Source organism: Amycolatopsis sp. NPDC059021, from assembly GCF_042739895.1.
Classification (GTDB): Bacteria; Actinomycetota; Actinomycetes; order Mycobacteriales; family Pseudonocardiaceae; genus Amycolatopsis.
The window spans coordinates 50,983-69,595 of sequence record NZ_JBHYIQ010000016.1 but is presented as its reverse complement, the minus strand read 5'-3'; the positions used below and the strand labels follow the sequence as shown (position 1 = coordinate 69,595).

Sequence of the window (18,613 nt, the reverse complement as noted above, 5' to 3'; positions counted from 1 at the left end):
CGCGGACTTTCGCGCCGCGAAAGGATGTCCGTAGCCGGAATGACCGGTTTCGTCCTGCTGCTCAACCTTTTCGGCTGGGGCGTGCTGGTGCTGTTCGTCGCTCCGCGGCACTACGACCTCGGCGCCTCCGGGGTGTTCGGGATCGGCCTCGGCGTCACCGCGTTCACCCTCGGCATGCGGCACGCGTTCGACGCCGACCACATCGCGGCCATCGACAACACGACACGGAAGCTGATGGCCGACGGCAAACGTCCGCTTTCGGTCGGTTTCTGGTTTTCGCTGGGACATTCGACGATCGTCTTCGCGCTGTGCCTGCTGCTTTCGCTGGGCGTGCGCGCGCTCGCCGGTCAGGTCGAGGACGACTCGTCGACGTTGCACCAAGCCACCGGCCTGATCGGGACTTCGGTGTCCGGGGTGTTCCTGTACCTCATCGCGATCATGAACCTCGTGGTGCTGGTGGGGATCGTGAAGGTGTTCCGGAAACTGCGCGGCGGCGAACTCGACGAAGCCGCGCTCGAACGGCAGCTGGACAACCGCGGCATCATGAACCGGCTGCTCAAGGGCGCGACGAAGGCCGTGCGCAAACCGTGGCACATCTACCCCGTCGGTGTCCTTTTCGGACTCGGTTTCGACACCGCGACCGAGGTCGCGCTGCTCGTGCTCGCGGCGGGCGCGGCGACGTTTTCCCTGCCCTGGTACGCGATCCTGGTGCTGCCGGTGCTGTTCGCCGCGGGCATGAGCCTGTTCGACGCGCTCGACGGGTTCTTCATGAACTACGCCTACGGCTGGGCGCTCGCGAAACCGGTCCGCAAGATCTACTACAACATCACGGTGACCGCGTTGTCGGTCGCCGTCGCGCTGATCATCGGCACCATCGAGCTGGTTTCGATCGTCACCGAAAAGCTCGGCATCACGTCCGGACCACTCGCCGCGATCGCCGGGCTCGACCTGAACTACGTCGGGTTCGCCGTCGTCGGCCTGTTCGTCCTGACGTGGGTGGTCGCGCTCGCGGTCTGGCGCTTCGGGCGCATCGAGGAGAAGTGGTCGGCGCGACTCGCGGCCGACTGACCTGCGGTTAGTCACGATCCCGCGCCATCACGGCACTTACCGGCGACCGTCAACGGTTCTGGTGAGGAGACGACATGGCGTGGTGGATCGCCGGGGTGCTGATCGCGGTGGCCCTGCTCGGCACGAAGGTACTCGTCGAGTCGCGGCGGGAACGACGCCGCGAACGGCGGTACGCCCTGTGGGCGCGAATATCCGATGGTCTACCGGAAGGCGGCCGGCTGACCGGCGTCGAACCGGACGGCCGGACGCTCGTGGAGCACCCGCGGGAGAGCCGTGAGCACCGATGACGCGCGACGAGCCGAGTTCGTGTCCTTCTGTCATGAGCAGGCCCATCGGCTGGTGGGCTTCGTGATCCGGCTGGGGGCCTCGCCCGCGGACGCGGATGACGTTGTCCAAGAGGTCCTGCTCGCACTTTTCGCTTCATGGGACTCCGTCCGTGATCCGCGAGGCTGGACCAGAAGTGTCGCCATCCGCACGTACCTCAAGAGCACTCCCTCGGCGCACCACGAGATCCCGACCGACGCGCCGCCCGAACAACCCACGCTCATCTCGCCGGAAGCCCACGCGGAAATCGTGGAAGCCGCCAAGGACATCACCGCCTTGCTGAGCACGCTGCCGTTCCAGCAGCGAATGGTCCTCGCCTGGTCGATCGACGGATTCAGCCATGAAGAGATCGCCCGTGCGTTGCGCACGACGCCGGGTGCTGTCCGCACCGCACTGCGAAGAGCCCGCGGCACGCTCAAGAAGATCATGGTGAAACCGCAGGAGGTGCGCTCATGACCGAGATTCCGGACCCCATGATGGACCTGATACTCAACTCCGCCAACGGTTCACTGGACCTGGCACTGGAGGACGGGGTCGATGTCGCAGCCTGGCTCCGCGAGAAACTCCCTCCGCGGCCGATCCGCGGACGAGGCGAACCGGCCACGATCTCCGAGAAAATCGATCTTCTCTACAAGATGCTCCACGTTGTCCGCGACCGGCTCAAGGACGACGTGGCCAGGTATCTGGACCAAGCGTGCGACCGGCTGGTCAACCTCCGGCTGGGGCTGAGGCACCGGCGAATCGATCTTCCGGCCGCGACACGGCAGGTGACGGCCATCGGCGAACTCGTCCGCACCGCTGTTGCCAAGAGCGGGCCGCATGGCTACCGGCTACAGGGCGGCGCTGTGGAAATACAGCGCATGCTGGACGAACTCGCCGAGACCCTGCGGAGGCTGTTCGAGGATTCGGACGATCGCAGCCCCCGTCCGGGCATCACCGTGGACTGACGGGTTCGGGTACCGCCTCGACAACCACCGCGCGCCGGCGGGCCGTGGCCAGTACCAGCGCGGCCACGGCCGCCGCCGCACCCACCGGCCCGAGCCAGCCGGCCCCAGCGCCGGCCAGCACCGCCCCGCCCAGCGCCGAGCCGAGTGCGATGCCGACGTAGATCGCCGAGCCGTTCAGCCCGAGTGCCACGGTGGACGCGTCCGGCGTGATCGAGAACAGCCGGTGCTGCTGCGGAACCATGAGCATTCCGCCGAAGGTCCCGCTCGCCAGCACCGCGACGAACACCGCGGGCAGCGCGAGCACGGCGACATCCATCGCCGCCAGCACCACCGCTGTCCCGGCCAGCGCCCACACCAGTACCCGCCGGGAGCCGAAACGGTCGGTCCAGCGCCCGGCGATGGTCGTTCCGATGACCTGTCCCGCTCCGGAAGCGACGAGCACCCACGACAGCGTCACGCCGGTCGCGACGGGTTCCACGAGCACCGGGAGGTACACGAAAACGGTGACGCCGGCGAGCATGCCGACGACCGTCACCAGCAGCACCCGCGCCACCGGCGGCCGGGCCACCACCGCGAGCCGGGTCCGCAGGTTCGCCGCCGGGATCCGGACGGCGGGCAGGAACGGCAGATACGCCGCGACGGCGACGCCGATCGCCGCGATCGCCCACATCACCGCGCGCCAGCCGATCCAGTGCCCGGCGAGGACACCGATCGGGACACCGAGCACCGTCGACACGCTCATCCCCGCCGCGACGGTCGCCAGCGCCCGGCCGCGCCGTTCGTCCGAGGACAACGCGCCCGCCAGCGCGTAGGCGTTCGCCTGGAACGCCGCGGCGCCGATCGCGGCGAGCGCGCGGGCGACGGCGACGACCGCGAACGTCGTCCCCAGCGCCTGCCCCGCCATGCCGACGGTGAACAGCCCGAGCCCGCCCGCCAGCAGGATCCGGCGATCCCAGCCGCCGGTGAACGCGGCGATCAGCGGCGAGGAGATCGCGTAGGTCAGCGCGAAGACCGTGGTGAGCTGGCCCGCGCCGGATTCGGAGACACGCAGATCGGCGGCGATCGTGGGGAGGAGTCCATTGAGGACCATCGCGTCCGTCCCGAGCGTGAACGTCCCCACGGCGAGCGCGATGAGGGACCCCAGTCCGAGACGATCCTTTGATGACTGTCGAATCGTCATGAGGTCATGATGGAGTTACTATTTGATGATTGTCAAACCATCTATCGATCCAGGAGAACGCGTGACCCGCACGTTGCCGCAGCCGGCCGCCGACGCCATCGAGATCGTGACGGTGCTGCAGGCGCTGGCCGACCCCGTGCGTCTCGAACTGGTCCGCACGCTCGCGAAGGAAGACGAACCTCGCCCGTGCAGCGTCGACGAATACGACGTCGACATCACCGCGCCGACGCTGTCGCACCACTGGCGGATCCTGCGCGAAGCCGGGCTGACCACGACGTTCGTCAACGGCCGCACCCGGTGGGTCGAGCTACGCCGCGACGACGTCCATTCCCGCTTCCCCGGCCTCCTGGACGCCGTTCTGGCGTAAGGAAAATCAGCCCGCGGCGGCCGAGATGCTCTTGGCCTCGCGCGCGCCCGCTTCGAACGCCTCGCACGAGAACAACAGCCACGCGCGGACGCCCTCGGGCGTGCCGCCCGCGAATCCTTCCGCCAGCTCCAGGTACTTCGGCACCCGCCGGAAGTACGCCACCTCGGGCACGGTCAGCGCCTTCGGGTCGAGCCCGGTCGCGATCATCGACAACCGCGCGGCGGCCCGCGCCACGACACCGTCCGCGGTGCCGAAGGGCCGCAGCGCCAGCAGTTCCCCGTGCACGACGGCGGTCAGGATCGGCCCCGGCACCGACGTCGCCCCGGTGACGAGCTGGGCGAGCAGTTCCAGCCGAGGCCCGCCGGAGCGCGGACGGCCGAGCGCGTCGGGGTCGGTCACCAGATCGGCCGCGGCGAGGACGTGCAGCCGCGCCAGCGCCTGCAGCGGCGCGCGGCGCCAGGTGGGCAGGATCGGCTCCAGCGCCTCGGCGACCCGCAGCGCCCCGGCGAGCGCCGGATCCGCGACCGCGCCGTCGGCGGGCAGCTCGGGATTCGCGCCGTCGATCCCGGCCGACGCCCTGGCCGCCCGGACGGACGCCTCGGCGGCGGTTTCGGCGCCACCACGCAGGTTCGCGGGCAGCCGGTGCACCGCGAACACCGCGTCCTGCGCGGACTTCGCCGCTTCCGCGACCCCGTCGAGGTCGAGCAACGGCCGCAACGGATCACTCATGCGATCGACTCGCTTCGCGAGACTGTGCCGAATCCCTTTGGCGCATGATGTCCATGATTCGCTCGCAAGCTTCGCTCATGCGTCCAGCACCTGCCCGACCCGCCGCACGACCGGTGCCTGCACCGACCACGGGAAGTTGATCCAGCGGTCGGTGTGCCGCCAAACGTACTCGCATTTGACCTCGGACCGCGGCTTCTCGTAGACGACCGCGCAGCGCACCTCGGCGACGTGGTCCGCGCAGAAGTCGCGGACGAGCTTCAACGTCGCGCCGGTGTCGGCCACGTCGTCGGCGACCAGGACCTTCTTCTGCGTCAGGTCCACGACGTTCGGCACCGGCGGCAGCATGACCGGAAGGTCGAGACGCTGGTCGACACCCGTGTAGAACTCGACGTTCATGACATGCAGGTTCTTCACGTCCAGCGCGTACCCGAGCGCGCCTGCCACGAACAGCCCGCCGCGCGCGATGGACAGGATCAGATCCGGCTCGAACCCGTCGTCCGCGATCGTCTGCGCCAGCTCCCTGCTGGCCGAACCGAACAACTCCCAGGTGAGCTCTTCCCGCTCTTCGGCCATCGCCCCTGCCCTTCCGAATCGTTCACGAGAGCATAAGCAACGGCGAAGTGGTCTTTCGATACGCTTCGGAGTGAGCCCTTTCTCATGGCCACTCACCGGACCTGAACGATCACTGGTCCTGCCTTGTTGCCCCAGCAGTGGGGCAACTGGACGCATCCTTTTACATCACGCACTAACGTCGCTAGCGTGCCGTGAGCCGCGGGTTCGCACAACAGGAGGCCTTGCACCATGACCGAGCAGTCCCCAGCACTGGACAACCTGCTCACCGAAAGCCGCACTTTCCCGCCCAGCGAGGATTTCTCCGCGCAGGCCAACGCGAAAGCCGAGCTGTACGCCGAGAGCGACGCCGATCGCGAGCAGTTCTGGGCGAAGCAGGCAGAACGGCTGCATTGGGACACGAAGTGGACCCAGGTTCTGGACTGGAGCGACGCCCCGTTCGCGAAGTGGTTCGTCGGCGGGAAGCTCAACGTCGCCTACAACTGCGCCGACCGCCACGTCGCCGACGGGCACGGCGACCAGGTCGCGATCCACTGGGTCGGCGAGCCGGGCGACACCAGGGACATCACCTACGCCCAGCTGAAGGACGAGGTCTCGAAGGCCGCCAACGCCTTGACCTCCCTCGGCGTCGGCGCGAACGACCGGGTCGCCATCCAGCTGCCGATGATCCCCGAAGCGATCTTCGCGATGCTCGCCTGCGCACGGATCGGCGCGCTGCACAGCGTCGTGTTCGGCGGCTTCTCGCCGACGGCGCTGCGTTCGCGCGTGGACGACGCTGCGGCGAAGGTCGTCATCACCTCGGACGGGCAGTACCGCCGCGGCAAGGCCGTGGCGATGAAGACCAACGTGGACGAGGCGCTCGACGGCGCGGAGTCGGTCGAGAAGGTCATCGTCATCCGGCGCACCGGTGACGAGGTGCCGATGGCCGAGGGCCGCGACGTCTGGTGGCACGACCTGGTCGACGGCCAGTCCGCCGAGCACACCCCCGAGGCGTTCGACGCCGAGCACCCGCTGTTCATCCTCTACACCTCGGGCACCACCGGACGGCCGAAGGGCATCCTGCACACCTCGGGCGGCTACCTCACCCAGGCCGCCTACACCCACCACAACGTCTTCGACCACAAGGCGGGCGAGGACGTCTACTGGTGCACCGCCGACATCGGCTGGGTCACCGGGCACACCTACATCGTGTACGGGCCGCTGGCCAACCGCGCCACCCAGGTCGTCTACGAGGGCACGCCGAACACCCCGCACGAGGGCCGGCACTGGGAGATCGTCCAGAAGTACAAGGTGTCCCTGTACTACACCGCCCCGACGCTGATCCGCACGTTCATGAAGTGGGGCGCGGAGATCCCGGAGAAGTACGACCTCTCCTCGCTGCGCGTGCTCGGCAGCGTCGGCGAGCCGATCAACCCGGAGGCGTGGATCTGGTACCGGGAGACCATCGGCGCGAACCGCACGCCCGTCGTGGACACCTGGTGGCAGACCGAAACCGGCGGGATCATGATCTCGCCACTGCCGGGTGTCACCTCGGCGAAGCCGGGTTCGGCGCAGCGCGCGCTGCCGGGCATCTCGGCGAAGGTCGTCGACGACCAGGGCGTCGAGGTCCCGCACGGCGGCGGTGGCTACCTGGTGCTCGACAAGCCGTGGCCGGGCATGCTGCGCGGCATCTGGGGCGACAACGAGCGCTACAAGGAGACGTACTGGTCGCGCTTCGCCGAGCAGGGCTTCTACTTCGCCGGTGACGGCGCGAAGTACGACGGCGACGGCGACATCTGGCTGCTGGGCCGCGTCGACGACGTGATGAACGTGTCCGGGCACCGGATCTCGACCACCGAGGTCGAGTCGGCGCTCGTCTCGCACCCGACGGTCGCCGAGGCCGCCGTCGTCGGCGCGACCGACCCGACCACCGGGCAGGGCATCGTGGCGTTCGTGATCCTGCGGGGCAGCGCGAGCGACGGCGGCGACGCGGCGGTCCAGGAACTGCGCAACCACGTCGCGAAGGAAATCGGGCCGATCGCGAAGCCGCGGCAGATCATGGTCGTGCCGGAGCTGCCGAAGACGCGTTCGGGCAAGATCATGCGCCGCCTCCTGCGCGACGTCGCGGAGAACCGGCAGGTCGGCGACGTCACCACGCTGGCCGACTCCTCGGTGATGGACCTCATCTCCGCCGGTCTGCAGTCCGGCAAATCCGAGGACTGACCTTCGACGGTCCGTGGGGGCCTCCTTGAGGGACTCTGAGTCCTCCGGGGAGGCCCCCACGGACTTTGGCCACCCCGAATCGCAGGCGTCGAACGCTTGTTCTAGGATGTGGCCGCTGTACCCATCCCATTTCCGGGCAAGGAGACGACACCAACGATGACCGTGGATGTCCTGACGCACGAAGAGGAACCGGCGACGGCCGACGCTGCGGCGGCTCCGGCGTCACAGCCCGCCGACACCTCGAAGACCGAGAACGACACGACCGAGACCGGCTCCCCGGCGGCGGACACGGCCGAAAAGACCGAGGCCGCGGACGAGAAGCCCGCCGAGGAGCCCAAGCCGAAGCGCGGCAGGCCGAAGGCGCAGACCACGGCCAAGAAGACCCGCACGGTCGAGCTGATCCTCACCGTCACCGGCACCGCCGACGGCGAGTGGCAGGCCGAGCTGAAGAACGGCAGCAAGTGGGTGGCCAAGGGCCTCGAGATCCCCGCCGCCGCCGTGTCCCGCGCGGCCAAGGAGCTGCACCAGGACCTGTCCGGCCCGATCGACGAGGTCATCAACGCCGCCCGCGAGGCGCAGGCCGCCAAGGTCGCCCAGCTCGAGGCCGAGCTGGAGCGCGCCAAGCAGGCGCTGGCCGAGCTGGACAGCTGACACCCGAGAACCATCCGGCCGCCGAGGCGGGGTCCGCGTTGTACGGCCCCCGTTCCGGCAAGGTATCACCCGCCCGGCGTCGCATCCCGCGACGCCGGGCGCTTTACCAATCCGGCCGAAAGCAGGCGGACACGGACCGCAGCCGACCCCCTCGAAGGCACCCCTCTCCGCCGTGACTGCCGCCGGATTGGTAACGAACGGCGCAGCCTATTCACGAAGCGGCGGTATTCTCCGAGAAAGGTAAGGCGATCCTGCGTAAGGATTGCCTTTCTTCACCGCATTAGCCGATTCCCGATTTTCGTGTTTCACTGAAGTAGTGACCGACACGATCCATGACGAGACGTCCTCGCACTCGGACGAGCCGCACCACGACGACATCGGCGGCAAGCTGAACTGGCTGCGCGCCGGGGTTCTCGGTGCCAACGACGGGATCGTGTCCGTGGCGGGCATCGTGGTCGGCGTCGCGGGCGCGACAACGGACCGGATAGCGATCCTCACCGCCGGAATTGCCGGGCTGGTCGCGGGCGCGTTTTCGATGGCCGGCGGTGAATACGTCTCGGTGAGCACACAGCGCGATACCGAGAAAGCGATGTTGCAGCTCGAGAAACAAGAGCTGAAAACCATGCCGGAGGCCGAGGAGGCCGAACTCGCGCAGATCTACGAGCGGAAAGGCCTCTCCCCGGAACTCGCCGCGCAGGTCGCCCGTGAACTGTCCGAAAAGGACGCGCTGCAGGCACACGCGGAGGCTGAGCTCGGCATCGACCCGGACAACCTGACAAGCCCGTGGCAGGCGGCGTGGGCCTCTTTGGTCGCGTTCACCGTCGGCGCGCTGCTGCCGCTGCTGGCGATCGCGTGGGCCGGCGTGTCCCTGCGAGTCGGCGCCTGCGCCGTCGCGGTGATCGTCGGCCTCACCCTCACCGGCTGGATCAGCGCGCGGCTCGGCGATGCCAGGGTAGGCCGGGCGATCGCCCGCAACGTCGGCGTCGGCGCGCTCACCATGCTGGTGACGTACTTCGTCGGCGTGCTCTTCGGCACCACCGTCGGCTGACCGGAACGCGGAAGGGCGGGCACCCGCTCCGGATGCCCGCCCCGCCCGATCGTGGTTCGACTGTCCCTAGTGGACACCCTTCATCAGCCTGCGGATGAACGGGGTGCCGAAGAACAGCAGCACACCGACGACGATCGCCGTGCACCCGATGATGCTGAAGTACGGCACCTCGTCGGCCGGGTCGTAGTACTCCGCGAGCTTGCCGGACAACGCCGTCCCGAGCGAGATCGACAGGAAGTTCAACGCCACCATCTGCGTGCGGAACGCGTCGGGCGCGAGCTTGGTCGACAGCGAAAGCCCCACCGGGGAAAGGAAAAGCTCCCCCATGGTGAACACGAAGAGGATGCCGATCAGCGCGAGCAGCGGGCTGCCGTTCGCCCCGGTCCCGACCATCGGCAGGAACAGCAGGAACGCGATGCCCATCAGCACCGTGCCGGAGACGAACTTCATCGGCGAGGACGGCTGCCGCGAGGAGAGCTTCGTCCAGATCGCGGCGAACACGGGAGCAAACACGATGACGAACACCGGGACGACCGAGTTGACCCACGAAACCGGCATCTCCCAGCCGAACAGGTCCCGGTCGAGGCGCTTGTCGCTGTAGGTCGCCACGACGGTGAACTGCTGCTGGTACAGCGCGAAGAACGCGGCGCTGGCGATGAACATCGGGATGAACGAGTACACCCGGCTGCGCTCGGCGGAGGTGATCTTGCTGCTGCGGAGGATGACCGCGAAGTAGAGCACCGAGGCGACGACCACCACGCCCACCACGATGTCGGCGAGGTTGCCCGCCCGGATGACACCGGTCAGCACGAGAACGACGATGACGACGACACCGGCGACGCCGACCGCGAGCATCTGCATCCGCCGCGACGCGGCCAACGGGTTGGGTACCTCCCTGGCCTTGTCGCCGAGGTTCTTGCGGCCGATCGAGTACTGGATCAGTCCCAGCGCCATCCCGATGGCGGCGAGCCCGAAGCCGTAGTGGAAGCCCAGTTCCTTCTGCGCGAGCCCGGTCAGCATCTGACCGACGAAGGCACCGAGGTTGATACCCATGTAGAACAGCGTGAACCCGCCATCGCGCCGCTCATCGTCCGCGCTGTAGAGCGTGCCGACGATGGCCGTCGCGTTGGACTTCAGCCCCCCGCTGCCGATCGCGACGCACACCAGACCGACGCCGATGCCCGCGAATCCCGGCAACAGCGCCAGGGCGATGTGCCCGATCATGACCAGGACCGCGCTGTAGAACAGGGTCCGTTCGGGACCGAGCAGCCGGTCGGCCACCCAGGCGCCGACGACCGCCGACAGATAGACCATGCCGCCGTACGCGCCGACGATGCCCAGCGCGGTTTCCTGCGCGAGGCCGAGACCGCCCTTGGTGGTCTCGTAGTACAGGTAGATCGCGAGGATCGACTGCATTCCGTAGAAGGAGAAGCGTTCCCACATCTCCACGCCGAACAGGTTCGCGAGCCCTCGTGGGTGCCCGAAGAACCTGGTGTCCTGCTGGACCTCGGTAGAGGTACTCACCACTCTCGTCCTTGTCCTAGACATCGTTGTCAATTGGCATGGTAGAAGCCGATCACGTGAGGTCACCACCGACCTAAGAAGGCCGGTGCGAGAACACCCCGTTCGGGCCACCCGGCGGGGCCCCGGAGACACCGAGGGGAGCGGCAACACCCTCGGAGACCTGCGAATTCCCGATGTGGTGACGGTCATGAACGGGCTGTCACACACCCGTCCGGGCGTTAAAATAACGTCAAGGTGCGCCGGGAAGTCTGGTCGGCAACAGTGCGAGTCGTTGCCGAAAGACCCCGGAGGATGCCCGTGACCGCTGCCAGACTGCGCCGTCCGGCGCAGGCCGTGAGCGAGTTCGCCCGTTACCTGCGCACCGAGACCACCGGCGGGATCATCCTGCTCGTGGCCACCGCGATCGCCCTGCTCTGGGCGAACTCGCCGCTCAAGGACAGCTATCACGCGCTCCGCGACTTCCGGGTCGGTCCCGAGTTCCTGCACCTGAACCTGAGCATCGGCGACTGGGCCAAGGACGGCCTGCTCGCGCTGTTCTTCTTCGTCGCCGGCCTCGAACTCAAGCGCGAACTCGTCATCGGCGAGCTGTCGCGGTTCAAGCAGGCGGTGCTTCCCGTGGTGGCGGCGATCGGCGGCATGGTCGTGCCCGCCGTGGTCGCGCTCACGATCGGCTGGGGCACCCCCGGCATGGACAAGGCGTGGGCGATCCCGGTCGCCACGGACATCGCGTTCGCGCTGGGCGTGCTCGCGCTGACCGCGTCGAACCTGCCGAGCTCCGCGCGGGTCTTCCTGCTCTCGCTCGCGGTGGTGGACGACCTGGGCGCGATCATCGTCATCGCCGTCCTGTTCACCACCGGCTTCAACCTCACCGCCGCGGCCGTCGCCGTCGCCGCGCTGGCGTTGTACGCGTGGTTGCAGCACAAGCGGGTCCGCACCGCCTGGCTGTACGTCCCGCTGGCGCTGATCACCTGGGTCGCCGTGCACACCGCCGGGATCCACGCGACCATCGCGGGCGTCGCGCTCGGCCTGCTCACCCGCGTCCGCCCTGACGAGGGCGAGGCGGAGGCACCCGCGCTGCGGCTCGAACACCGCCTCCAGCCGTGGTCGGCCGCCGTCGCCGTCCCGGTGTTCGCGTTGTTCGCCGCTGGCATCACGGTCAACGCCGACGCGCTGAGCGCGGTGTTCACCACGGCCCTGCCGCTGGCGGTGCTGGGCGGGCTGCTCGCCGGGAAGGTCGTCGGCATCCTCGGCGCGAGCATGGCCGCCGTCCGGTTCGGACTCGCCGAGAAACCCCGCGGCATGGGCTGGCGCGACCTCGGCGCGTTGTCACTGCTCGGCGGCGTCGGCTTCACGGTGAGCCTGCTGATCGCCGAGCTCGCGCTGCCCGGCGAGACGAGTGAACTGGCCAAGGCCGCGGTGCTGATCGCGTCCGCGATCGCGTCGCTGGCGGCCGCCACGCTCCTCCTTCGCCGCAACCGCGTACACGCGAATACGGATTGAGCGGCGACACTCCTGCTGGTCCGTCGCGCCCGTGATGGGCGCACGTGGCACGATGACCATCGTGAGCAGCCCCAAACACGAACGCACCGGCCCCGACGGCGTGGGGGCCGTGCCCTACCTCCCCCTGTCCAGCGCGGACGAGGCCGACGGCGAACAGTCCATCGGCAAGCTTGTCGGCGACGCCACCCAGCACCTTTCGACCCTGGTCAGGGCCGAGGTCGAGCTGGCGAAGGCGGAGATCACCGGCGAGGTGAAGAAGGGCCTCAAGGGCACGATCTTCTTCCTCGTCGCGCTGGTCGTCGCGCTGTACAGCTCGTTCTTCTTCTTTTTCTTCCTCGGAGAGCTGCTCTCCGAGTGGCTGCAACGGTGGGCCGCGTTCGGCATCGTGTTCCTGCTGATGCTGCTCTCCGCCGCGGCCGCCGGGTTCCTCGGCTATCGCAAGATGAAGAAGATCAAGGCGCCCGAGCGGACGATCAACAGCGTCAAGGAAACCGCCGCGGCGTTCACCCCGCGCCAGGAGCCCGAGGGCGTGGACGGCGACCTGACGACCGCTCCCCGGCCCTGAGCGCACCCCGTTCCGAAGACGACAAGGTGCAGGCGACGCCCGATCCTTCGATCGTCCGGATCGACGGCCCGTGGGCGCACCGCGACGTCTCCGCGAACGGCATCCTGCTGCATGTCGCCGAGCTCGGGGACGGCCCGCTGGTGGTGCTGCTGCACGGGTTCGCCGAGTTCTGGTGGACCTGGCACCACCAGCTCGTCGCGCTCGCCGACGCCGGATTCCGCGCGGTGGCGGTGGATCTGCGCGGGTACGGGGATTCCGACAAGCCGCCGCGCGGCTACGACGCCTGGACGCTGGCCGGCGACGTCGGCGGTCTGATCAAGGCGCTGGGGGCGCGCAAGGCCCATCTCGCCGGGCATGCCTGGGGCGGCATGCTCGCGTGGAGTGTGGCCGCGCTGCATCCCCGGCTGGTGTCCTCGGTGACGGCGATCGGTGCCGCGCACCCGCTCGCGCTGCGTTCGGCGGTGAGCCGGACGGCGTGGCTGCGCCGCGGCAGCCAGACCCGCGCGCTGGGACACCTGTTCCGTTTCCAGATACCGATGGCTCCGGAACGCAGGCTCGTCGAGGACGACGCCGGCGCCGTCGAGGAGCTGTTCCGCGCGTGGGCCGGTCCGGCGTGGCGCGAGTCGGCGGATTTCCGGGACAGCGCAAGGACGTTCCGGCAGGCGATGCTCGTGCCCGGCGTCGCGCACAGCGCGCTGGAGTACTACCGCTGGGCCTTCCGCGCGCAGTTCCGCGGCGAGGGCAGGCGGTTCACCGACGCCGTCGGCTCCCGCATCACCGCGCCGGTGCTCCAACTGCACGGCGAGGCCGACACGTGCATCCTCCCGGACACCGCGCGGACCTCGGTGCGCTGGGCGGGGCCGCACAGCGCACCGCGGATCTGGCCGGGCATCGGGCACTTCCCGCATCTCGAAGTCCCGGAGCGCACCAGCCATGCACTCGTGGAGTTCCTGAAGACGCAGGGGAATCAGGCCAGCTCGAAGTAGTCGCACCCGCCGGTGAGCAGCGCGATCAGCGACTTCTCCAGCAGCGACATGACGTCCGACCGCAGCAGGTTCCGTGCCTCGTCGAGGGTGACGAACGCGAGGTCCTCGATGCCCTCGCTCACCGGCCGCACCGTGTCCGCCCGCCCGGCCTCCAGGCTGCCCGCGTCGAACACGAACATGAGCTGCCCGGCCCAGCTCTCGTGCGGGCCGACCCATTCCAGCACCAGCAGCCGTCCCGGTGTGACGGCGAGCCCCAGTTTGTCGGAGAGCCTGCGCCGCGCGGCGCTCCGCGGCGACTCCGCGGGCCCGACCACGCCGCCCGGCAGGTCCCAGAACGCCTTGAGCGCCGGTTTGACCAGCAGGAGCCTGCCGTCCTCGTCGCGGAGCAGGACGTCGGCGGACACGGGTTTACGCACCTGTTCCACGCAGGCCTCGGCACTCGTCTCCCGGTGTCGGGGCTCATCACTGCGACGGGGCACGGGTCTCCTTCGGGTCGGGACCCCATTGTGCCCGCGCCACGGCCCGCCGCGCCGCCCCAGTTTTGGTGCGTTATCGGTACAGGATCAGGACAACCCCGACGGATTCAGGCCTCCGGGCCGCTCAGTCGATCCAATACCGCCGCTTGGCGGGCCGTCCGGGCTCCGTCGGCACGACGTTGTCCAGCCTGCCGCCGTTGGCCTCGATGACCGCGGCCGACCCGGCGTTGTCCTCGTCGCAGGTCACGAGAACTCGCCCCACGCCGACGGATCTGGCGATGACGAGGCTCTGCCGGAGGATTTCGGTCGCGTAGCCCCGGCGCCGGTACGGCGCGAGCACGCCGTAGCCGATATGCCCCTCGAACCGCTCGAGGTAGTCGTTGAGGACATGCCGGACCGACGTCCTCCCCACGACGCGGCCACCGACCTCGGCGACGAGGAACGTGGCCGGCACGATGCCCGGCGGCAGCTGCCTGCCGATCCGTTCGTCGCCGAGCCGCTCCAGGTACGCGCTCCACGACGTTCCTTCGTCGAAGGCCCAACCGAATTCGAACCCTTCGGGAAGCATCGCGCGATGCGCGGCCCGGAACGCATCCTCGTCCTCGAGGCGAAGCGGCCGGAGTCGCAGGCTCGTACTGGCGGTCACTGGCTCAGCGTAGGGACCGAAACACGTTCTGCCACGCGAATATTCAGGAGGCGCAGCGGCCGGTGGCGACGCCCTCCGTCTGCGAGGGCGCGGCGTCGACCTCGGCCCGGACCTGCTCCGCGGTCAGCGTGAACCCGGTTTCCGGGTCGTCCACCGCGGCGCCGAACACGACCCCGATGACCTGACCGCCCGGCGTGATCATCGGCCCGCCGGAGTTCCCGCTGCGGACCGGTGCCCGCACGGTGAACACGTCCCGCTGCACGGTGTTCGCCTCGTAGATGTCCGGCCCGCGCAGGTTGATCCGGCCGCGGATCCGCGCCGGGGTCGCCTTGTACGGACCGTCGAGCGGATAGCCGAGGATGATCGCGTTGTCGCCCGCCTTCGCCGTTTCCGGCGCGAATTCCAGTGCCGGCGCCCGCAGCCGCGGGACCGCCAGCACCGCGATGTCGACCTCCGGGTTGAAGTACACGACCTGCGCCCGGAACTCGCCCGAGGTGCTCTCGATCGCGACCTGGTCGGTACCGGCGACGACGTGCGCGTTGGTCATGACGCGCTGCGGGGAGATCACGAACCCGCTGCCCTCCAGCGAACGCGAGCACGACGGCGCGTTGCCGCGGATCTTCACGACGCTGCCGTGCACGTCCGTCACGACCCTGCTGGCCTGCAGCGCCGTGTCGGGCGGGCCGGTGTCGGCCGACGGCGCCTTCTGGAACGGATCCATGGCGGCGGGGAAACCGGAGGCGTCGAGCAGCTTCCGCAGTTCGCTCGGCAGGCCCTGCGCGGCGTCCGGCATGGCGTCGTTGACGCCGCCGAGCACCGTGGAACCGTTGATCGCCTTGGCAAGCCCGGGAATCGGCACGCTGGTCAGCGGGGTCGCGATCAGCCAGGCGACCACGAACACCACGGCGGCCTGCACGATGGCGCCGAGTGTTTTGTCCACTCCGGACAGTCGATCCGGGTTGACCTTCTGCCGGATCTTCCTGCCGACCCACACCCCGATGCCCTCGCCGAGCGCGATCAGGAAGACCACCGTGGCGAACGCGAACGCCACCTTCGCCACCGGGTTCTCGAACAGGCCGACGATGACCGGGGCGAGCTTGAGCCCGCCGATCGCGCCCAGCACCACGCCGATGAGCGACGGCACCGCGATGATCACGCCCTGGAACGCGCCGGACACCGCTGCCAGCAGTGCCAGCACGAGCACCAGCACATCGACCCAGTTCACGGCTTACTCCTCGCCAGTCACGCCTCGACCGTCCGCCGCGGCGACGCGCGCCCGGTATTCGGCCAACGCTACGTCAAGGTCCCGCACGTCGCCGGGATCCCACTCCCGCTCCCAGCCGCCGAGTCCGAGCAGCACGGACAGCAGGCCGGCGGTGAATCCCCAGACGAACAATCCGTCGACCTCGAACGCGGGTCCCTTCCACGACGCGCCCGGCTTGCGCACCATGAACCGGTTCGCCGGATCGGCGAGATCGGCCAGCGCGACCCTGGCCACCGATGCCGTCTCCGCGGGATCGACCGCGTGGACGGGCGAAGGAGTTTCCCAATGCGCGAGCACCGGCGTCACGGCGAAGCGCGACACCGGGACGTACAGCTCTGGCAGCACCGCGATGGGACGAACGCCCGACGGCACGACGCCGGTCTCTTCCTCCGCCTCGCGCAGCGCCGTCCCGACCGGGCCGTCGTCGCCCTCCTCGGCCCCGCCGCCGGGAAAGGCGACCTGGCCGGCGTGCGAGCCGAGCGTGTCGGCCCGGCGCAGCAACAGGACGTCCGGCCCCTCGTCCCGCTCCCCGAACAGGATCAGCACGGCCGCCGACCGGGTGTAGCGGTCGTCGGGCGGGTTGAACCGGGTGAACGTCCGCGAGTCGACCTCGCCACTCACCTTGACCAGGGGACGAAGCCATTCCGGGACCGAGTCGGGCTCCACGAGCGGGCCGATCATGGGGCCCCTGCTGTTGTGGCTTCGATGGCTGCACGCACCTCGCCAGTGTCCAGGAACACGCGTGGGTTCGCGATGAACCGGACCTGCCCACTCGCGGTCACCAGGTAGGACGCGGGCAGTGACGAAGGCAGTTTGAGCGCCTCGCGGACCGGACCGGTCTGCCCCGGCCCGTCGTAGACCGACGGCAGGTGGACGCCGAGCTGGGCGAGCAGGCCGAGTCCGTCCTCGGCAGGGCTCGCCACCTGGACGCCGAGCACCTTCACCGCGCCGGGCTGACGCGCGTAGTCCTGGAGCACGGGCAGCTCCGTCCGGCACGGCTGACACCACGACGCCCAGACGTTGACCAGCACCGGACCGCCGGAAAGCGCTTGCCCGAGGTCGACCTTGGCGCCGTCACCGAGACACTCTGCCAAGACTCCGCGCAGTGCTTCGACTTCGCCGCCCGAAGGGCTCGGACAGGGCGTGAGCGCGGCCTTCGCACGCGCGTCGGCGAGTCCGGGCGAGGGCGGAGCCTGCTTCGAATCACCGCCCTTGGGCAACAGCGCGACCAGCAACGCGACGGCGAGCACCGCCACCACGAGCGCCCACTTGGTGACCTTGGTCACTGGGGCGCCGCGAGCGCCAGGATGTGCTCGCGCTCCTCACCCTTGACGAGTTTGGCGGCCTCTTCGAACCCGGTCGGCCCGGTGCCGTACGCGGGGCAGTCCTTGGCCAGCGGGCACGCGCCGCACGCCGGTTTGCGGGAGTGGCACACGCGGCGGCCGTGGAAGATCACCCGGTGCGAGAGCATCGTCCACTCCTTGCGGGGGATCAGCTCGCCGACGGCGTGCTCGACCTTGACCGGGTCCTCCTCGGTCGTCCAGCCCCAGCGGCGGACGAGCCGCCCGAAGTGGGTGTCCACCGTGATGCCGGGGACGTCGAAGGCGTTGCCCAGCACGACGTTCGCGGTCTTGCGGCCGACGCCGGGCAGCGTGACGAGGTCCTCGAGCTTGCCGGGTACCTCGCCGTCGAACCGCTCCACCAGCGCCGCGCCCAGCCCCATCACGGAATTCGCCTTGGCCCGGTAGAAGCCGGTCGAGCGGAGGTACTCCTCCAGCTCGGTGCGGTCGGCACCGGCGTAGTCCGCCGCCGTGCGGTAGCGCTTGAAGAGCGCGGGGGTGACCATGTTCACCCGGACGTCGGTGGTCTGCGCGGAAAGCACGACGGCGACCAGCAGTTCCAGCGGCGTGGTGAAGTCCAGCTCGCAATGAGCGCCCGGATACACCTCGTCGAGGCAACGCTTCATGCGCCGCGCGCGTCTCACCAAAGCAAGCCGGCTCTCGCTGGCGTGGCCCTTGCGGGGTGCGTTAGTGGCGGCAGGAGGCACCCCGATAGCCTACGGGCGTCGTCGGACGAGCCGATGGGAGCACCCACCCGGTGGACGGCCGACACGCCAGAACACCACCTCGGCGCAGTTCAGGTCGCCATGAGCGAGGATCTGGAGTCAATGCCTAGCTTTGCCATCAAGTCACGCCTAGTCACCGAGCGTAGTGGACGTCTGTCATGACCGTCTGGTTCGTCATCCTGGTGCCCCTGGTGATCATGTTCTTCGCCCTGTTCATGGAGCGGGTGGAGAGCAGGCTCAAGCACGTCGCGGTGCAGGAGAACGAGGTCGAGGAGTTCCTCGAGCAGGCACAGCCCAACGAGGTCAGGGCCCTGTACGGGCACGGAATCGGCCGCGCGCTGGAGCTGTTCCGGCTGCGGCGGCTCGGCGGGAGGGCGGCCAGGCTACGCGCGCGACGCGTGCGGAGTTAGGCTCCAGTGTCGAGCGAGATCGTTTCCGGCCGGCGCGCGTCGCGCGGCGCGCCCGAGAGGCGATCTCGCGAGCACACCCTAGACTGACGCG

Annotated in this window: 22 protein-coding genes; 12 read left to right on the top strand and 10 right to left on the bottom strand. The window is 69.1% G+C overall.

Going from position 1 to position 18,613, the window contains the following annotated elements:
- Positions 1–24 precede the first annotated feature (24 nt).
- From ACFWX1_RS12520 to ACFWX1_RS12505, 4 genes are all read left to right on the top strand, one after another.
- Positions 25–1,068: a HoxN/HupN/NixA family nickel/cobalt transporter gene (locus tag ACFWX1_RS12520; RefSeq protein WP_378386729.1), complete on the top strand. Its 1,044-nt coding sequence runs from the start codon at positions 25–27 to the stop codon at positions 1,066–1,068.
- Between the two features lie 74 nt (positions 1,069–1,142).
- Positions 1,143–1,355 (top strand): hypothetical protein, encoded by a 213-nt coding sequence (locus tag ACFWX1_RS12515; protein WP_378386637.1) that lies wholly within the window; start codon positions 1,143–1,145, stop codon positions 1,353–1,355.
- Positions 1,342–1,848: an RNA polymerase sigma factor gene (locus ACFWX1_RS12510; protein WP_378386635.1), complete on the top strand. Its 507-nt coding sequence runs from the start codon at positions 1,342–1,344 to the stop codon at positions 1,846–1,848. The genes ACFWX1_RS12515 and ACFWX1_RS12510 overlap by 14 nt, the downstream gene beginning before the upstream one ends.
- Positions 1,845–2,339 carry a hypothetical protein gene (locus tag ACFWX1_RS12505; protein WP_378386633.1) on the top strand — a complete coding sequence of 165 codons (495 nt, stop codon included), beginning with the start codon at positions 1,845–1,847 and terminating at the stop codon, positions 2,337–2,339. The genes ACFWX1_RS12510 and ACFWX1_RS12505 overlap by 4 nt, the downstream gene beginning before the upstream one ends.
- Here ACFWX1_RS12505 and ACFWX1_RS12500 read toward each other — a convergent pair.
- Entirely contained in the window at positions 2,326–3,519 is a 1,194-nt protein-coding gene (locus ACFWX1_RS12500) for an MFS transporter (protein WP_378386631.1), read from the bottom strand. The two genes, ACFWX1_RS12505 and ACFWX1_RS12500, sit on opposite strands and share 14 nt — an antisense overlap.
- Positions 3,520–3,580: 61 nt before the next feature.
- On the opposite strand from ACFWX1_RS12500, the gene ACFWX1_RS12495 reads away from it, so the two are divergent.
- Positions 3,581–3,886 carry an ArsR/SmtB family transcription factor gene (locus ACFWX1_RS12495; protein WP_378386629.1) on the top strand — a complete coding sequence of 102 codons (306 nt, stop codon included), beginning with the start codon at positions 3,581–3,583 and terminating at the stop codon, positions 3,884–3,886.
- Between the two features lie 6 nt (positions 3,887–3,892).
- Here the strand turns inward: ACFWX1_RS12495 and ACFWX1_RS12490 are convergent, their stop codons facing one another.
- On the bottom strand, positions 3,893–4,615 hold the full coding sequence (locus ACFWX1_RS12490; RefSeq protein ID WP_378386627.1) for an oxidoreductase: 723 nt from the start codon (positions 4,613–4,615) through the stop codon (positions 3,893–3,895).
- A gap of 75 nt (positions 4,616–4,690) precedes the next feature.
- The gene (locus ACFWX1_RS12485) at positions 4,691–5,188 is read right to left on the bottom strand and encodes a phosphoribosyltransferase (protein ID WP_378327857.1); all 498 of its coding nucleotides are present in this window, start codon (positions 5,186–5,188) and stop codon (positions 4,691–4,693) included.
- 228 nt (positions 5,189–5,416) lie between these two features.
- Between ACFWX1_RS12485 and acs the strand changes: the two genes are divergently transcribed.
- The 3 genes from acs (at position 5,417) to ACFWX1_RS12470 (ending at position 9,086) form a co-directional block, all read left to right on the top strand.
- Positions 5,417–7,387: an acetate--CoA ligase gene (gene acs / locus ACFWX1_RS12480; protein WP_378386625.1), complete on the top strand. Its 1,971-nt coding sequence runs from the start codon at positions 5,417–5,419 to the stop codon at positions 7,385–7,387.
- Between the two features lie 156 nt (positions 7,388–7,543).
- Entirely contained in the window at positions 7,544–8,038 is a 495-nt protein-coding gene (locus ACFWX1_RS12475; RefSeq protein ID WP_378386623.1) for a DUF6319 family protein, read from the top strand.
- Between the two features lie 316 nt (positions 8,039–8,354).
- On the top strand, positions 8,355–9,086 hold the full coding sequence (locus ACFWX1_RS12470; protein WP_378386621.1) for a VIT family protein: 732 nt from the start codon (positions 8,355–8,357) through the stop codon (positions 9,084–9,086).
- A 66-nt stretch (positions 9,087–9,152) separates the two neighbouring features.
- On the opposite strand, the gene ACFWX1_RS12465 is transcribed toward ACFWX1_RS12470, so the two are convergent.
- Positions 9,153–10,610, bottom strand: a complete 1,458-nt coding sequence (locus ACFWX1_RS12465) for a peptide MFS transporter (RefSeq protein WP_378386619.1) — start codon at positions 10,608–10,610, stop codon at positions 9,153–9,155.
- A 297-nt stretch (positions 10,611–10,907) separates the two neighbouring features.
- Between ACFWX1_RS12465 and nhaA the strand changes: the two genes are divergently transcribed.
- The 3 genes from nhaA to ACFWX1_RS12450 are packed head-to-tail and all read left to right on the top strand — an operon-like array spanning position 10,908 to position 13,661.
- On the top strand, positions 10,908–12,110 hold the full coding sequence (gene nhaA, locus ACFWX1_RS12460; protein WP_378386618.1) for a Na+/H+ antiporter NhaA: 1,203 nt from the start codon (positions 10,908–10,910) through the stop codon (positions 12,108–12,110).
- A gap of 52 nt (positions 12,111–12,162) precedes the next feature.
- Positions 12,163–12,675 carry a phage holin family protein gene (locus tag ACFWX1_RS12455; RefSeq protein ID WP_378386616.1) on the top strand — a complete coding sequence of 171 codons (513 nt, stop codon included), beginning with the start codon at positions 12,163–12,165 and terminating at the stop codon, positions 12,673–12,675.
- A 26-nt stretch (positions 12,676–12,701) separates the two neighbouring features.
- On the top strand, positions 12,702–13,661 hold the full coding sequence (locus ACFWX1_RS12450) for an alpha/beta fold hydrolase (RefSeq protein ID WP_378386614.1): 960 nt from the start codon (positions 12,702–12,704) through the stop codon (positions 13,659–13,661).
- Here ACFWX1_RS12450 and ACFWX1_RS12445 read toward each other — a convergent pair.
- From ACFWX1_RS12445 to nth, 6 genes are all read right to left on the bottom strand, one after another.
- Positions 13,643–14,065 carry an NUDIX domain-containing protein gene (locus ACFWX1_RS12445; RefSeq protein ID WP_378386613.1) on the bottom strand — a complete coding sequence of 141 codons (423 nt, stop codon included), beginning with the start codon at positions 14,063–14,065 and terminating at the stop codon, positions 13,643–13,645. The genes ACFWX1_RS12450 and ACFWX1_RS12445 overlap by 19 nt on opposite strands.
- A gap of 196 nt (positions 14,066–14,261) precedes the next feature.
- Positions 14,262–14,783: a GNAT family N-acetyltransferase gene (locus ACFWX1_RS12440; protein ID WP_378386611.1), complete on the bottom strand. Its 522-nt coding sequence runs from the start codon at positions 14,781–14,783 to the stop codon at positions 14,262–14,264.
- Positions 14,784–14,826: 43 nt separating this feature from the next.
- Positions 14,827–16,008, bottom strand: a complete 1,182-nt coding sequence (locus ACFWX1_RS12435; RefSeq protein ID WP_378386610.1) for a MarP family serine protease — start codon at positions 16,006–16,008, stop codon at positions 14,827–14,829.
- A 3-nt stretch (positions 16,009–16,011) separates the two neighbouring features.
- Positions 16,012–16,728 (bottom strand): NUDIX hydrolase, encoded by a 717-nt coding sequence (locus ACFWX1_RS12430; RefSeq protein WP_378386608.1) that lies wholly within the window; start codon positions 16,726–16,728, stop codon positions 16,012–16,014.
- Positions 16,725–17,333, bottom strand: coding sequence for a TlpA family protein disulfide reductase (locus ACFWX1_RS12425; RefSeq protein WP_378386606.1), 609 nt, complete (start codon positions 17,331–17,333; stop codon positions 16,725–16,727). Before ACFWX1_RS12425 ends, ACFWX1_RS12430 begins: the two co-directional genes overlap by 4 nt.
- Positions 17,330–18,013, bottom strand: a complete 684-nt coding sequence (gene nth / locus ACFWX1_RS12420; protein WP_378386605.1) for an endonuclease III — start codon at positions 18,011–18,013, stop codon at positions 17,330–17,332. Before nth ends, ACFWX1_RS12425 begins: the two co-directional genes overlap by 4 nt.
- Positions 18,014–18,270: 257 nt before the next feature.
- On the opposite strand from nth, the gene ACFWX1_RS12415 reads away from it, so the two are divergent.
- Positions 18,271–18,522, top strand: coding sequence for a hypothetical protein (locus tag ACFWX1_RS12415; RefSeq protein ID WP_013230551.1), 252 nt, complete (start codon positions 18,271–18,273; stop codon positions 18,520–18,522).
- Positions 18,523–18,613: the final 91 nt, after the last annotated feature.

Bases quoted from the DNA above. Each gene is read 5' to 3' on its own strand.
- ACFWX1_RS12520 (WP_378386729.1), top strand. From the start codon at position 25: ATGTCCGTAGCCGGAATGACCGGTTTCGTCCTGCTGCTCAACCTTTTC.
- ACFWX1_RS12515 (WP_378386637.1), top strand. From the start codon at position 1,143: ATGGCGTGGTGGATCGCCGGGGTGCTGATCGCGGTGGCCCTGCTCGGC.
- ACFWX1_RS12505 (WP_378386633.1), top strand. From the start codon at position 1,845: ATGACCGAGATTCCGGACCCCATGATGGACCTGATACTCAACTCCGCC.
- ACFWX1_RS12500 (WP_378386631.1), bottom strand. From the start codon at position 3,519: ATGACGATTCGACAGTCATCAAAGGATCGTCTCGGACTGGGGTCCCTC.
- ACFWX1_RS12490 (WP_378386627.1), bottom strand. From the start codon at position 4,615: ATGAGTGATCCGTTGCGGCCGTTGCTCGACCTCGACGGGGTCGCGGAA.
- ACFWX1_RS12485 (WP_378327857.1), bottom strand. From the start codon at position 5,188: ATGGCCGAAGAGCGGGAAGAGCTCACCTGGGAGTTGTTCGGTTCGGCC.
- acs (WP_378386625.1), top strand. From the start codon at position 5,417: ATGACCGAGCAGTCCCCAGCACTGGACAACCTGCTCACCGAAAGCCGC.
- ACFWX1_RS12475 (WP_378386623.1), top strand. From the start codon at position 7,544: ATGACCGTGGATGTCCTGACGCACGAAGAGGAACCGGCGACGGCCGAC.
- ACFWX1_RS12455 (WP_378386616.1), top strand. From the start codon at position 12,163: ATGACCATCGTGAGCAGCCCCAAACACGAACGCACCGGCCCCGACGGC.
- ACFWX1_RS12430 (WP_378386608.1), bottom strand. From the start codon at position 16,728: ATGATCGGCCCGCTCGTGGAGCCCGACTCGGTCCCGGAATGGCTTCGT.
- nth (WP_378386605.1), bottom strand. From the start codon at position 18,013: ATGAAGCGTTGCCTCGACGAGGTGTATCCGGGCGCTCATTGCGAGCTG.
- ACFWX1_RS12415 (WP_013230551.1), top strand. From the start codon at position 18,271: ATGACCGTCTGGTTCGTCATCCTGGTGCCCCTGGTGATCATGTTCTTC.